The organism is Herbiconiux oxytropis (genome assembly GCF_024979315.1).
Classification (GTDB): Bacteria; Actinomycetota; Actinomycetes; order Actinomycetales; family Microbacteriaceae; genus Herbiconiux; species Herbiconiux oxytropis.
In genome coordinates, this window is sequence record NZ_JANLCK010000007.1 from 192,457 (window position 1) to 206,539 (window position 14,083).

Annotated in this window: 15 protein-coding genes; 5 read left to right on the plus strand and 10 right to left on the minus strand. The window is 68.7% G+C overall.

Going from position 1 to position 14,083, the window contains the following annotated elements; translation table 11 throughout:
- Positions 1-11: 11 nt before the first annotated feature.
- From N1028_RS13855 to N1028_RS13880, 6 genes are all read right to left on the minus strand, one after another.
- The gene (locus tag N1028_RS13855) at positions 12-998 is read right to left on the minus strand and encodes an ABC transporter permease (protein ID WP_259529939.1); all 987 of its coding nucleotides are present in this window, start codon (positions 996-998) and stop codon (positions 12-14) included.
- Positions 999-1,004: 6 nt separating this feature from the next.
- Complete coding sequence (locus tag N1028_RS13860) at positions 1,005-1,970, minus strand: ABC transporter permease (RefSeq protein WP_259529940.1); 966 nt, start codon at positions 1,968-1,970, stop codon at positions 1,005-1,007.
- A complete protein-coding gene (locus N1028_RS13865; RefSeq protein WP_259529941.1) occupies positions 1,967-3,610 on the minus strand; it encodes a dipeptide ABC transporter ATP-binding protein in 1,644 nt (547 codons plus the stop codon). The genes N1028_RS13860 and N1028_RS13865 overlap by 4 nt, the downstream gene beginning before the upstream one ends.
- 27 nt (positions 3,611-3,637) lie before the next feature.
- Positions 3,638-4,987 carry an NtaA/DmoA family FMN-dependent monooxygenase gene (locus tag N1028_RS13870; RefSeq protein ID WP_259529943.1) on the minus strand — a complete coding sequence of 450 codons (1,350 nt, stop codon included), beginning with the start codon at positions 4,985-4,987 and terminating at the stop codon, positions 3,638-3,640.
- 115 nt (positions 4,988-5,102) lie between these two features.
- Positions 5,103-5,936 carry a hypothetical protein gene (locus N1028_RS13875; protein WP_259529944.1) on the minus strand — a complete coding sequence of 278 codons (834 nt, stop codon included), beginning with the start codon at positions 5,934-5,936 and terminating at the stop codon, positions 5,103-5,105.
- Positions 5,933-6,508: an RNA polymerase sigma factor gene (locus N1028_RS13880; protein ID WP_259529945.1), complete on the minus strand. Its 576-nt coding sequence runs from the start codon at positions 6,506-6,508 to the stop codon at positions 5,933-5,935. The genes N1028_RS13875 and N1028_RS13880 overlap by 4 nt, the downstream gene beginning before the upstream one ends.
- Positions 6,509-6,581: 73 nt before the next feature.
- Here N1028_RS13880 and N1028_RS13885 point away from each other — a divergent pair, with 73 nt between their 5' ends.
- Positions 6,582-7,817 carry a hypothetical protein gene (locus N1028_RS13885; protein WP_259529946.1) on the plus strand — a complete coding sequence of 412 codons (1,236 nt, stop codon included), beginning with the start codon at positions 6,582-6,584 and terminating at the stop codon, positions 7,815-7,817.
- Positions 7,818-7,972: 155 nt separating this feature from the next.
- On the opposite strand, the gene N1028_RS13890 is transcribed toward N1028_RS13885, so the two are convergent.
- The gene (locus tag N1028_RS13890; RefSeq protein ID WP_259529947.1) at positions 7,973-8,239 is read right to left on the minus strand and encodes a hypothetical protein; all 267 of its coding nucleotides are present in this window, start codon (positions 8,237-8,239) and stop codon (positions 7,973-7,975) included.
- Positions 8,240-8,411: 172 nt separating this feature from the next.
- Between N1028_RS13890 and N1028_RS13895 the strand changes: the two genes are divergently transcribed.
- Positions 8,412-8,762: a hypothetical protein gene (locus N1028_RS13895; protein ID WP_259529948.1), complete on the plus strand. Its 351-nt coding sequence runs from the start codon at positions 8,412-8,414 to the stop codon at positions 8,760-8,762.
- A 38-nt stretch (positions 8,763-8,800) separates the two neighbouring features.
- Here the strand turns inward: N1028_RS13895 and N1028_RS13900 are convergent, their stop codons facing one another.
- On the minus strand, positions 8,801-9,274 hold the full coding sequence (locus N1028_RS13900; RefSeq protein ID WP_310795596.1) for a class I SAM-dependent methyltransferase: 474 nt from the start codon (positions 9,272-9,274) through the stop codon (positions 8,801-8,803).
- Between the two features lie 665 nt (positions 9,275-9,939).
- Positions 9,940-10,524, minus strand: a complete 585-nt coding sequence (locus N1028_RS13905; protein WP_259529950.1) for a DUF2336 domain-containing protein — start codon at positions 10,522-10,524, stop codon at positions 9,940-9,942.
- 56 nt (positions 10,525-10,580) lie between these two features.
- Here N1028_RS13905 and N1028_RS13910 point away from each other — a divergent pair, with 56 nt between their 5' ends.
- The gene (locus tag N1028_RS13910; RefSeq protein WP_259529951.1) at positions 10,581-10,943 is read left to right on the plus strand and encodes a hypothetical protein; all 363 of its coding nucleotides are present in this window, start codon (positions 10,581-10,583) and stop codon (positions 10,941-10,943) included.
- 10 nt (positions 10,944-10,953) lie between these two features.
- Here N1028_RS13910 and N1028_RS13915 read toward each other — a convergent pair whose 3' ends face one another.
- Positions 10,954-12,396, minus strand: coding sequence for a PP2C family protein-serine/threonine phosphatase (locus N1028_RS13915; protein WP_259529952.1), 1,443 nt, complete (start codon positions 12,394-12,396; stop codon positions 10,954-10,956).
- A 227-nt stretch (positions 12,397-12,623) separates the two neighbouring features.
- On the opposite strand from N1028_RS13915, the gene N1028_RS13920 reads away from it, so the two are divergent.
- Both N1028_RS13920 and N1028_RS13925 read left to right on the plus strand, forming a co-directional pair.
- Positions 12,624-13,541 carry a helix-turn-helix domain-containing protein gene (locus N1028_RS13920; protein WP_259529953.1) on the plus strand — a complete coding sequence of 306 codons (918 nt, stop codon included), beginning with the start codon at positions 12,624-12,626 and terminating at the stop codon, positions 13,539-13,541.
- Between the two features lie 93 nt (positions 13,542-13,634).
- Positions 13,635-13,892, plus strand: a complete 258-nt coding sequence (locus N1028_RS13925; protein ID WP_259529954.1) for a hypothetical protein — start codon at positions 13,635-13,637, stop codon at positions 13,890-13,892.
- Positions 13,893-14,083 lie beyond the last annotated feature (191 nt).

Here is a 14,083-nt window from a genome sequence, read left to right on the forward strand (position 1 = left end):
GGTGGAGATGCCTACTGCCGGGAGCTCCGGGCGTAGGTGATGAGGTCGACGGCGAACGTGGCGACCACGAAGACCATCGCGCTGAAGAGGGTGATGCCGATCACCACGGGTGCGTCGCCCGAGGAGGCGGCCGAGACGGCGAGGCGGCCGATCCCATCGATGCCGAACACCTGCTCGGTGATGACCGCGCCGCCGATGATGGCGGCGAGCTCGATGCCGCCGAGGGTGAGCACGGGGTTGAGGGCGCCCGAGAGCGCGTGCCCGAAGTACACCCGCCGATCCGGGAGTCCCTTGGCCTTGGCGGTGCGGATGTAGTCCTGCCCCACGACCTCGAGCACCGAGCTGCGGATGACGCGCTGGAAGATCGCGATCTCGGCCAGCGCGAGCGTGAGCCAGGGGAGGATCAGGTGCCTCGCCCACTCACCCACCGACTCGGTGATGGGCACGTAGCCGGAGCTCGGGAAGAATCGGAAGCCGGCGAGCGAGAGCTGGTAGAAGAGCACGTAGATGAGCAGCATGCCGGTCACGAACGTGGGCAGCGAGAGGAACGTGTAGGAGAAGGCGGAGGTGATCTTGTCGAGCACCCCGCCCTGGCGACGCGCGGCGAGCACACCGAACAGCACGGAGAACCCGATCCACAGCACGAAGGCCCCGGCCGCGAGCGAGAGCGTCGCCGGGATCTTCTCGAGCAGCAGCTCGGTCACCGGGCGCTGCTCCTGGTAGGAGTAACCGAGGCTCGGCGGCCAGTTGAGGAGGCCCGTGGGGGTGCCCTGGATGTCGGGGCCCTTCACGAAGTAACCGAACAGCTGCTCGGGCCACGGCCGGTCGATGCCGTAGGCGCGGGCGATGGCCTGGATGGTCTCGGCCGACGCGTTCGGCGGCGCGAGGTTGCGCGCCGGGTTGGAGAACGCGATCTGGGTGAGGAAGAAGGTCACGAGCACCACGGCGAGCACCGTGATGAGCATCCGCACGACGCGGGTGGTGAGGTAGGAGGTCACGGGTGGCTACCGTCCGCTCGAACGGGGATCGAACCGGCGGCGTGCTTGCGTGCTCACGAGGTTGAAGCCCAGGATGGTGATGAAGAGCGAGATCGCGGGCGCCAGCAGCAGCCACGGCTGGTACTGGTACAGCCCGGTCTGCTGGGCGTTGGCGATCATGGTGCCCCAGCTGGGAGTGGGCGCCTTGATGCCGACGCCGAGGAACGACAGCGATGCCTCGCCGATGATGTTCGCGGGCAGCTGCACAGCCCAGTAGATGACGGCGGCCGGCAGCACGTTCGGCAGGATCTCGGTGAGGATGATGCGGGTGCGGCCTGCCCCGGAACCGACGGCGGCCTGGATGAAGGCGCGGCTCTTGAGCTCGATCACGAGGCCGCGCACGAGGCGGGCGAAGTAGGTCCAGGAGAACAGCGCCACGATGCCGATCACGACCCAGGCGGGATCGACGAGGTCGTCGCCCTGCGGGCCCCGGTTGAGCGTCACGACGCTGAGGGCGGTGATGAGGAACGGGAAGGCGAGTGCGATGTCGGTGAACGATGACAGCACGGTGTCGGTGCGACCGCCCACGTAGCCGGCCACGAGCCCCACCGCCGTGCCGAGCACGAGGGCGATGGTGGTCGACGTGAGTCCCACGAACAGCGACACCTGGGCGCCGTAGAGCGTGCGCACGAAGACGTCGCGGCCGTTGGCGTCGGCGCCGAGCAGGAAGCCGTTGCCGCCGCTGATGGGCAGACCCGTGTCGCTCAAGGCCTCGTCGGCGAGCTGCTCGAGCGGGCCGTGGCCCACGATCGCGGCCACGAGCGGTGCCGCGACGGCGCCGAGCACCACGAGACCGATGAGCACGAATCCGGCGATCGCGGCGCGGTCGCGCAGGAAGGCGCGCAGGCGTGAGCGTCCGCCGTCCGAGCGGCCCCGCTGACCGCGGGACGGCCGCGGGCGCCGTTCGCTCGTGCGCCGGGCGAGAACGGTCATCGAGAAGCCTCCGCCGGAGAATCGTCGAGTCGCGGGATCGCCGCGAGCAGCGAGCCGGTGTACTCCGAGCGAGGCTCCGTGAACACCTGCTCGGTGCGGCCGATCTCGGCTACGCCGTCCGGCCCCAGGACGATCACCCGCTGGGCGATCGAAGCCACCACGCCGAGGTCGTGGCTGATGAAGAGGAACGCCGTGCCGAGGGTCTGCTGGAGAGAGAGGATGAGCTCGATGATCTCCACCTGCGTGGTCACGTCGAGCGCGGCGAGCGGTTCGTCGGCCACGACCAGCCGGGGGCCGAGCGCGAGCGCTCGGGCGATGGCGATCCGCTGCTTCTGGCCGCCCGAGAGGGCCACCGGATAGCGCTCGAGAAGCACCTCGTCGACCACGGTCCTGCGGGCGACCTCCGCCACGCGCTCGCGCACGGCGGCGCGCGACCAGCCGTGGGCCTCGAGCGGTGCGGCAATCGACTGGAAGACCGTGCGCCTCGGATTGAGGCTCGCGAAGGGATCCTGGAACACCAGCTGCACCGAGCGCCGGAGTTCGGGGGCGAGGTGAGGCGCTGTCGTGCCGGCCCGATGCCGTCCGCCCACCGGGTACGGATGCCCGGCGAGCGTGATCGAGCCCGCATCGGCCGTCTGCAGGCCGGCGACGATGGTGCCGACGGTCGACTTGCCCGATCCGGATTCACCGACGACCCCCACGATCTCACCCTCGCCCACCGTGAAGTCGAGGCCCTCGATGGCGGTCGTGGTGCGGCGCCCGCGGCGGTAGTGCTTCGTGAGGCCGGTCACCTCGAGCAGCGGCGGGCCGATTCGGATGCCGTCACGGGCAGCCCGGGGGCGGATACGGGCCCTCGAGGCCTCGAGCAGGTCGCGTGTGTACTGCTCGCGCGGGTTCTCGTAGAGTTCGTCGCGTGTGCCGGTCTCGACGAGGCGGCCGCCCTTCAGCACCACCACCCGATCGGCGATCCGGGAGACCACGGCGAGGTCGTGCGAGACGAACACGATGGCGGTACCGTGCTCGGCCTGCAGCCGGGTGAGCAGATCGAGGATGCCCGCCTGCACGCTCACGTCGAGAGCGGTGGTGGGCTCGTCGGCGATGATCAGGGCGGGGTTCAGCGCGATCGCCATGGCGATCATCACGCGCTGGCGCTGGCCACCGGAGAGGTGGCCAGGGTGGTGCTGCGCCTTCTCCTCGGGCCGGGGGATGCCGACCTCACCCAGCAGCTCGAGCACGCGCCGGCGGCGGGCGGTGCGGTTCAGAGAGGTGTGCTCGGTGAGCACCTCCTCGATCTGCGCACCGATCGTCATGAAGGGGTGCAGGTTGCTCTGGGGATCCTGGAAGACGAAGCCGATCTCCTTGCCGAGGATGCGGCGCCGCGACGCCTGAGGCAGGGAGAGGAGGTCGTGGTCCCTGAAGAGCACGCGGCCACGAGTGCGGATGTCGCCGTCGAGGAGGCCTGTCGCGGCCAGGAGCGACACCGATTTGCCGGATCCGGATTCACCCACGATCGCCACGGTCTCCCCCGGCTCGACCGAGTAGGAGAGCTCGTGCACGGTGTCCAGGGCGAAGCGGTGCCGCTGAGGGAGACCGGGGTCGGCGAAGGAGACGCTGAAGGCGTCGAGCTGGAACAGGGGCATGGCGGTCCTCGGCGATCGCGGGGCGGGTCAGCGGGCGGCGGTGAGAGTGTGGGCGCGCGCGGCGGTGTGGCGGTTCGCGGGGGGAGTCAGCCCGAGGTGGTCGCGCAGCGTCGTGCCCGCGTACTCCCGGCGGAACAGTCCCCGCTGCTGCAGCAGCGGCACCACGTGCTCGACGAAGAGCTCGAGCTGATCGGGCACCACGGGCGGCTGCAGGATGAAGCCGTCGGCGGCGCCGTTCTCGTAGCGGAACTGGATCTCGTCCGCTATGCGCTCGGGCGAGCCCACCACGCGCAGGCCGAACGCCGAGATGGTGCGGTAGAGGAACTCCCTGAGGCTCGGGTTGCCCTCGGTGGCGAGCGTCTTGTAGCCCGCGAGAGCCGTGTGGTGCTTCTCGCTCGCAGCGGCGAAGCGGTCGAGCGGCACGGGGCCGTCGAGCGGCAGTCCTGTCACGTCGATGTCGACCTCCTGCAGCCAGCCCGCCTGGTATTCGGGGATGAAGCTCTCGCGCACCGTCTCCTCGAAGCGCGCAGCCTCCTCGTCGCTCGACCCCACGACGAACGAGAGGCCGGGGGTGACGATCGGGAGGGTGCTGCGGCCGGCGGCGCGGGCCTCGGAGCGGATGCGCTCATAGAACGCCTGGCTCTGAGCCAGCAGGGGGTGCCCGGTGAAGATGGCGTCGGCGTGACGGGCGGCGAAGGCGGTGCCGGCGGTGGAGGCGCCGGCCTGGAAGATGACGGGCTGGCCCTGGGGTGAGCGGTGGGCGCCGAGCGGGCCGCGCACCTGGAACGACTCGGTGCGGTGGTCGGTGCGGTGCAGCTTCGAGACGTCGGTGTAGATGCCGCGGTCGCGATCGCCGACCACCGCGTCGCTCTCGAGCGAGTCCCAGAGCTTCTGCACGATCTCGAGCACCTCCTCGGCCTGGCGGTAGCGCTCGTCGTGCGGCACCACACCGCGGTCGCCGAAGTTGGCGGCGGCGGCCTCGGCGAAGCTCGTGACGAGGTTCCAGCCGGCCCGCCCTCCGCTGAGGGTGTCGAGCGAGAGCAGCTGCCTGGCGATCGTGTAGGGCGGCTGGAACTGCGACGATCCCGTCACCACGAGACCCAGCCGCTCGGTGGTGGCGGCGAGGTAGGCGGCGGTGGTGATCGGCTCGAAGTCGTCCGGCTGCTTGTGCGGCCAGGTGGCTTCGGGGCCGTAGTTGAGGGCGTCGGCGTAGAAGATGCCGTCGAGCAGCCCCCGCTCGGCCACCTGAGCGGTCTGCACGAGCCGCCGCAGCAGACTCGCGCGGTCGTTCTCCACGCCGGGTATGCGCCACGCACCGGCGAGGCTGCCGGGAACGTGGCCGAAGACGAGCAGGTGCAGCTGGCGGTCGGAGGTCATGCAGCGACGGTAGGGGCGAGCGCCCGACCCCAGCCACCGGCAGGACACATGCCGCCCGACAGCGGCGCAGTGTTACGCGCTTTCTCCGCCTCAGTGGGCCGACGCCGGGAGGAGGTCACTCATCCGACGGGCACGGGGGCAGGCCCGTGAGAGGTTCGCCGGGGCGCGGCTGGCCTGCGATGAGGAACTCGCCGATGACCGTCTTGCCGTCGGATTCGTAGACCGGGATGTACTTGTCGATGTGGACTTCGCCCTCCATCCACTCGGCCGCCTCCTCGAGACTGGAGATGCTGCCGCCCGTCGCTTCGTTCTCCTCCTCCCAGCGGATGTACCCGGTCTTGCAGTTCGTGGCGCGGGCGGCGATGAGATCCGGTCCTGGATTCTCGTTCATCGCGTACATGCGGGTGGAATCCGGGTCCCCTACCCCCGATCCGTAGGTCTCACCGGCCGCGTTGACACCGAACTCGGTCTTGATCTTCTTGCTGTAGGCGGCGGTGGCGGTCACCTCCGTGCCCGGCGCGAGCTCGAACAGCACGATGGACTGCTGCGAGAGGGTGAGCGGAATGGTGCCGCTTCGACCCGTGCCGATTCCCACCTCGCTGCAGTCCGCCCCTCCGTAGGTCTCCTGCGACCACGAGCCCTCCGTGTGGCAGACGATGGTGAAGCTGATGCTGTTGGCCCCTGCCGGCGGTGCGCCGAGGTCGAGGGTGCCGGTCTCCGTGAGCGTCGCCGTGACCTTCGCGCCGAACTGCTCGTAGGCCGGCGCCCCCGGAGGCGCCATCAGGGTGGCGGTGGCCACCCCTCCCGCGCCCGTCGCCAGCAGGATCCCGGCGAAGGCGGCGCCGAGCCAGATCCGGCGTCGGCGCGGTCTCCTGCCGAGCGCGACCTCGTCGACGAGTGCGGTGCGGAAGGCCTGGGAGAAGGTGGGGTCGAGTTCGAGGTCGTTCATGAGATGTCTCCTTGTCCGGAGAGTGCCGGTGCGATGGTGAGTCGGAGGCGCGCTTTCATGCGGGAGAGCCGCGTCTTGGCGGCTGCGGGGGTGAGCTTGAGGAGTTCGGCGGCTTCGCCGATGGGGTAGCCCTCCACGATCACGAGGGTGGCGAGACTCCGGTCGATGGGTCCGAGCTGCTGCAGGAGCCGGTGGAGGTCCTCCCCGAGGGGCGCCAGCCTGGCCAGCACCTCGTCCTCCACCGCCGGCAGGTGCTCGGTGCGCGGTATGCGGTCGAGGAGGGCCCGGTAGCGAGACGTGGCGCGCCGTGTGTTCGCCGCCGCGTGGCCCGCCGTCACGAGGAGCCACGGCAGCAGCGACCCGTCGACGACTCGAACGCGAGTCCGCTTGCGCCAGAGCTCGAGGAACACGGTGCCCGTGACGTCCTCCGCGTCATGGCGGTCGAGCAGCAGCCTGAAAGCATGCCGGAAGACCCGATCCTTGTGCAGGTCGAAGATCTCTCCGAAGGCCTTCGCATCCCCCTCGAGCCCCCGACGCCAGATGCCGGCCTCGCTCGATTCTGTATCGCCCATACCCTGTATTGTCCGGATACCCGGGAAAGGTTACGTCTTCGGAGTGCGGCACAATGGGGCCAGGGGGTGCCGGATGGCTGCACAGGAGCGCGACGTCGAGCGATGGCTGCGGGCGGTGGGCCTGCCGCTGTTCGTGCGCAAGGAGGCGCTGGGCGACCGGCTGGTGAGCCGGGTGGTGCCCTTCATGGTGTTCGCGCTGGTCGCCGGGCTGTTCGTGCAGCTCGGCGTCGACGCCGACATCGATGTCGAGCTCGATTCCACGATGATCGTGGCGCTGCTCGTCGGGTCGGTGCTGATCGTCGGAGTGGCGTTCGTGGCCGTGCCGATCGTGCTGGGGATGCTCTCTGCCCGGGTGCTCCGAGCGCACCCGCGAGCCGCTCTTCCCACCGGGATCGTCGTGCTCGTCTGCTACCTCGTCGTCCTGCCCGGCGTGACAGCCCTGACCTCACCGCTCGGGGAGGCCGCCTGGCACGCGGGGGTGCACCTGCTCATCGTGGCGGTCGCCGTGCTGCTCACCTGGCTCGGCGTCGGATCGCTGCTGGCGTGGGCGGCGCACGCGGCGCTGCGGCAGCTCACGGCGATCGGGGCGCTCGTCACGCGCGCCCTCCCCATCCTCATGCTCGTCGTGGTGTTCGCGTTCTTCTCCAAGCCCCTGTGGGATGTCACGAGCACGATGTCGCCCGCCCGCCTCGTGGCCGTCGCTCTCTTCTTCCTCGTGCTCGGCCTCCTCTTCGTCATCCCGGTCAGCCGGGTCGAGATGAAGGAGCTCGACGAGAGCATGGAACAGGCGGAACGCATCCGTCTCGTGCAGTCGTCGGGCCTCGCCGAACTCGACGGCTACGCCTCGACGCCGGGGCCCCCGCTCGCCCGGCGTGAACGCGTCAACCTGCAGGCCGTGCTCGTGCTCGCCCTCGTGCTCCAGACCCTGGTCTTCGCGGCGATCGTGTGCGTGTTCCTCATCGTGCTCGGCTCGTTCGCGTTCTCGCAGGAGGTGCTGCAGGCCTGGGTCGGCGACCGGCTCACCATGGTCGAGCTCTTCGGCGTGGAGGTCCCGTTCACGTGGGCTCTCGTCAAGACGTCGATCTTCCTGAGCTGCGTCTCCTCCCTCAACTTCCTCGTGTCGGTCACGACCAACGCGGCCTACCGCACGGCGTTCTTCCACCCGCTCATCCACGACGCCCGAGCAGGCCTCGCCGTGCGCGCCGCCTACCTCCGCCGCCACGAAGGAGTCGCCGCCGACGCCGCAGCCGGCATCGCCAGAGAGACGGACGAACCGGCTGCCGCACCCTTCGGGGAGAGCGCCGGCTGACCCGGCACGACCACAGCGAGCCCCCGATGTCGACATCGGTGTGCCCGGACGCAACTCACTGGTCGGGAACGACTCGGATCTCTACCTCGGCCTGGATCGTGGCCCCAACACAGTCCGGGGCGGGTTGGTCGCGACCGGTCAAGATCACCTCGAAGTCATGCACGCTCCGGCGTTCGATGCGCCTGCCGACGATTCTCCACCGTGTAGGTGGCGGTCACTTCGTCGCCCTGCGGCACCTGAACGCCCGGCGCACGCTCGACCTGCATCTCCTGACCGGTGCGGGTCTCTCGATCAGAGCCTCCGAACAGACCGGGTGCGAAGATCTGCTGCAGTACGAGAAGGAGCCCGGCCACGACGATCACCACCCACGTGATCGGCCTCTTCAGCCAATCAGCAACAGTGTTCACATTCTTCTCAGCCATGTGCCCCTCCCTCCGCGGCCATCATAGTGAGCGACCTTCCTGCGCTCTCAACGAACGGCGCCGCCGTGCAGCACCTGTGACGAGAACGAGGCTCATGACGGCACTCCAGCCTCGCCCCACAAAGGTGACCGGCGGGCGTACGTTGGGCTGAGAGGCACGGCGTCGGGGGACTATGGACCAGGTCAAGTGGTGGGCGGACTTCGTCTCGGGCGAGCTCGAGGGGACAGCGACGGTCGAGTACGAGGCGTTGTCGTCCCCGGAGGACGGCAGTGTGCCCGCTCGGGTGACGATCACTCCGCACAGGGCCGGCGCGATGTCACTGCGGGTCAGCGCCGGGGGTGGGGACGTCTCGCCGGTCGATCTGCATCCGGAATCGAAGCGGTTGCACTCCGTGGCATCGTGGCTGCCGTACGCCGAGAGTCACGAACCCTCCTCCCTGTTCAGAAGATCCCCGGACTACGACCAGCTGCCGAGCGCGGCCTTCGTCATCAGCGCTTTCCCGTCGTGGAAGGCGCGTCCGTAAGTCTCCGTCTTGCCCGCCGTACTCCCGACCACCCCGCGTCAGCGTGCTGTGCGGCGCCGGGCACTGACCGCCGCTTGGGGCCGCTGGTTCTCAGCTCTCCGCACGTGCGATTCGACGACATCGAAGCCGGCGCGGCCCAGTTCCGCGCCGATCGCCTCCACGGGCCACCGGTAGGCCGGCGTCACGGCGTGGGCGAACCGCTCGACCACCGGGCCCTCGAAGAACCCGACCAGCAGCGCGCCTCCGGGCCTGATCACGCGCCCGAACTCGCGCAAGGGAACCTGCAGAGCGTTGGGCTCGTAGTGGATCAGCGAGTACCACGACAGGATCCCTCCTACCGACCCGGTGTCGGCAGGGAGGGATTCGAGGCTGCCCGTGGCGAAATCGGCGGCGGGAAACGTGTCTCTGGCGTGAGCGATGAACTCGGGCACCTGGTCGATGCCCCGAGCGGTCAAGCCCTGCCTGGTCAGGAGATCCGTCCAGTGACCCGGGCCGCAGCCGGCATCGATCACGACGCCCTCGACGCCGCTCGCCCAGGTGGACACGATCTGAAGATCCGACGGGTGCACCGAACTCATCGAACCCAGAAGCTCGATGTACTCCCTCGCCCTCGCAGAGTATGCGTCGAGACTCACATCGTCAGCCATGCGACCGAGTCAAGCAGGTCCATGCGGCTCGCCCCGTCACAGAAGGGAATACGGTGCCGTCGTCGTCCACGCCGTCGCGTCGTGGGCCGCAACCAGGATTGCATTGTGGCAACTGGAGTTGCGCCCGCACTGCCTATTCCGACCGCACGCGGAGTCGAGCCGCCCGAGGAACGCCGCGATGCCGTCTGTGCGAGGCACGACGTGATCCCGGCTCCCAGATCCCCTCCGTGGGCTGTGTAGCGCTCGAAGCCGAACGTGACGGGAGTGCCGTCTATCGTCGCGCTCTACGAGGGCAGTCCACCAATCATCCGCTGCTGCGCACCCCAGTCGACCCCATCGGCCTAATGCCAGGTGAGCCGCCGCAGAAAGCGAGGGTCCGCCCCGGCGACCGAACCCGCCACCGGCCACTCGGGCGCCCAGCTCGTAGCCCAGATCCTGCGATGGTGGTGGCCGGTTCGTGGTGTGCTCCGACGATCCTCACCGGCCCAGCCGCACGGAACCGACCGCGACCAGCAGCTTCGCTCCTGGAGCTACCGCGTCTCAGGCCGGAATGGCGAAGGGGAGTGCACGGACATCCAAGCGTCCCACAGCAGAGGGGGCTCCCTCTTATTCCTCATTCTGGTGGCCTCGCGGTTGATCTCCTGCAACGCTCTGATCTCCGGAACCGTCGCCTTCACCTCCTGCACGAAGAGGTAGAAGTTGGGGGCCGAGACGTGGATGATCGGCAGCTCGCCCTTGTGTCGAGCTGGAGCGCTCGCGCTGTGAGCGAAGATGTGTCGCAGATGGGGATGCCGTGCCGTGATGTCCTCTATCTGGGCTCGGCTCAGCAACGGATTGAGCGCGAGCTGTGCAACCACCGCAGGGTCCGGATCGTGCACCAAGACCGCGAGGACCTCGGGGGCAAGATCCTCCCGTTGAGCCAGCAATGATCTCGAGTGGGGTTCTCCGTGGGATGCAACCCAGAGGTCACTTCCCCCCTCAGGGACTCCAGGAGCCTGCGTGTCCATTCCCTTCGCCGTGTCGGCAGGTTCTGCGGACTCGTAGAATTGAGTGCTGACAGTATGGGTGCGGGGTGAGGCATCTGGCGTGATCGGTGTCGTCTTCTCCGCGTTCATCGGGTTCGGACCGCCTTCGCTTTCTGATCGTGATCGTGATCGTGCATAGTGAACACGTGAATGATGTCGATGCGGAGCTCGGCCGCGAGATCACCGAGAAGCTGAACGCGTCGATGCCCGACGTGGTCGTCGCAGCCGGCCGCGGACGACTCGCGACGACTCTGCTCTTCACCGCAGCGTTCCTCGCCCCGGCCCTGGGTTTCCTCACCGCGATCTTCGGCTCTGCGCTCGTCGCCGTCCCCGGCTTCATGACGGTCATCATCGTGATCGTGCTTCTGTTGATCGCGGCGATGGTGACGGCCTTGGTCATCGGTCTCCGCGCGAAGCGGGCGTTCAACCGCATCGCTGAGGTCGTCCGCCGTGAACACCACGCCGCCCTGGTCCGCGTGACGGATCGCCAGGTCTCCGTGCGCCTCTGACGGGGCCCTCTCACCGCCACGCGTCCAGACTCTCGGCGGTGTCCAGGCCGGGGACTGCGGGAAGGTGGGGCGCCAACCGGTCGAGGGTGACCACCGTGACGTCGTCGTCACGATCGGTTCGTTCGGCCAGAGCTCGAATCCTGTCGACAGCGCTGTCAGACGTCGTCCCGGTGTCGGGTTCTCGCCGCAGCGCGAGGTCTGCGGCGAGATCCATCGACGCGAGCGACCCGTCGAAGAGGTCGAGCACCCCGTCGCTGAAGATGAGCAGCTTGTCGCCGACATCGAGAGACAACGTCTGAGTGGTCCAGCCGGTGTCGTCCGCAGAGGTGAGGTTGTTCAGGCCGAGCGGGAGGTTGGCCGATCGGATCGGCTCGTGGCTGCCGTCGGCGCGCACCACGACGGCGAGCCCGTGGCCGGCATCGAGCACCGTCAGCCGCCCGGTCTCGTGATCGAGGTGGGCGTGGAAGAGCGTCACGAACGAGTTGTTGCGCGCGAGGTCGTCGCCGACCGCCTTCATCATGCGCGGCACGGTGGTTCCGGGATCATCGGTGCGTGCGAGGCGGAGGCCGGCTCGCACGGTGGCGCCCAGCATCGCGGCCCCCGCGCCCTTGCCCATGACGTCACCGACGGTGATGACCAGGTGGTCCCCGGTGTCCTCCCAGTCGAAGAAGTCGCCGCTGAGGGTGCGACTCGGCACGCAGACTCCCGCGATCGAGAAGCCGTCACCGGTGAGGGGGCGATCCGGCATGAGGTTCCGCTGCACCTGAGCGCCCTCGCTCAGCTCCCGTCTGATTGTCGAGGTCCTTGCGCGCAGGCGCCGCGCGGCTTCGTCGTGGCTGAGCTCGGCCATGCTGAACGACACGACGACGAGCACCAGCTGTGTGATGACGGTCGTCGTCGCATCACTCGTCAGCACGGCGGGAACCGCGACGCCACCCAGCGCAGCGAGATCCACCACGGCCTGGAGGCCGTAGTAGATCGACAGCACCGTGGATGCGATCAGCAGAGAACGCCGGGAGCGGGAGATGCGGCCATCGAGAAGGAACAGGTCGCGCGCCGCCAGACCCATGACCGCTGAGCTGACGATCGCCACGGCGAGGAAACCGGCCAGATCGTTCACCGCCGGATCGTCGAGAACCGTGACGATGCCCACGACGACGGCAGGAACAGCGAAGTGCCACCATCGGAGCGAACGCGCTTTCAGGGACCTGACCGCCCACCACGCCCACACCAGACCCACGACGGTGAGTGCGTTGCCGACGGGTATGGCCCACATCTGCGCGGAGGTGCCGATCAGCAGGAACAGGGCGGATCCGGCCAGCAGGAATGCCAGAGCCGCGGTCCAGCCCAGACTGTAGCGCGACCGGGTGCGATGGAAGGACGACACGAACAGCACCAGGAGGGTGACTGCATTGAGGGCGAAGATGACCCTCAAGCTGAAGTCGTCCAACATATCCGCGGCCCTTCGTCGCCATCGACCGTTCGGCCACACCGCTTCGAGTCGAGCGTTGAGAGGAACTGCTCTTCTCACAGTACGTCACCCTTGAAACGGGGCAAGCCCTTGCTTCTACGCGACGTCAGATGGTGGAACTCTCCAGCACGCCGGCGCCGGCGCCGGGTTGCACCTCACGTAGCGTCATGTGATGCAGTGGAGGTGATCCGCCCATCAGGAAGGCTCCCATGTTCTCGTCCTTCACCCCGCCCCGCCAGGTCACGATCGGGGGTGCCGCGGCGTTCGTCGGCACCACACCGCGGGCGATCCGGCACTACCACCAGATCGGGCTGCTCCCCGAGCCCGAGCGGGGGAGCGATGACCGCCGGCGCTACGGCTACGACGAGATGATCCGGCTGCTGTGGATCCGCCGGATGGCCGACGCCGGCATCGCCCTCGACGACATCCGCGACGCCTTCGCGAGCACGATCGGCGCTGGCGACGGCGCTGGCGCTGGCGCTGGCGACCGCGGCAGCTACAGCGACGATGACGGCGATGTCGCGCGCATCCTGAACCGGCTGGAGGCATCCCTCGTGGCCCGGCAGGCCGAACTCGAGCGGCAGCGCACCGCCGTGCAGCGCATGCGCGCTCAGGGCAGCAGGCTCGGTCTGCTCTCCGATCTCGTGAGCGACCGCCTGGCAGACCTGCCCGAGGGGGCGCTGCGGCAGGATGACCTCGACACCCTGCTCGTGACCGAGCGGATCTTCGGCGAGCTCGGCGCGTCCGTCCAGGCATCGCGCTTCATCGCCCTGGCCACCCACCCGCGCTTGCGGGAGGCATCCGACCGGGTCGACGCGGCCGAAGAGGCGCTCGATGACACGGTCGCCGTCGACGACCCGCGGGTGGCGGAGGTGGCCGCCCAACGGCACGCCTTCGAGGTCGCCCTTCGCGAGGTGCTCGAAAGCTCCGGCCTGGCGCAGAACGACGACGACCGGTTCGACGGCTGGGACGAATCGCACCTCATTCCCGACGACACCCAGGCAGGTGCGACCTGTGGGTCGACGAGCCTCACCGAGGCCGTGCGGATGATGCCCTACGACTTCTCCCCGGCGCGCGTGCGGTGCATGGAGCTGGCCCTGGAACTCGACGGCCCCTTCGAGACCTGAGTCGCCGCGCCGCGAGCATTCCCGCATCTCCGCCTCCAGACGGATGTGACGGAGGCGCGAGAGCTCCTACGATCGCTACCGGAAAGGGCGCAGATGCAGAGCACGATGATGGCCACCATCTTCGGTGACCGCGAAGATCCGCGGGTGAGGTTGCAGGCATTGTTCGGCGGAACGCTGCCGGCCGGCGGTCAACCTCCCCGATCTGCAGTGGTGTGGGCTCGTGACGTGCTCAGCCGCAGCGGGTCCCTCGACTCCCACGACACCGTGATGAAGATCCGAGACCTCCGCAGGGCCGAGAAGCGACTGACGCTGAAGTCGGCGACGTTCCTCGCCGCTCACGTCGGCCCCTAGAGCCCCGCACGATGTACGCGAAGCGCTCCTCAGGGTGGGAGTGTCTGTCTTCGCCGTGCCAGCTCGGGGTGGCACGCCGCGGGGTGGATCTTTCGGGCGAGTTATCTCCCGCGTCCGCTGCGCGGACGCCCGCCAGACAGTGATGATGGTGGGAGGCACCCCCGCAGCGGTCGTCCTGACTCGCCGCCAGA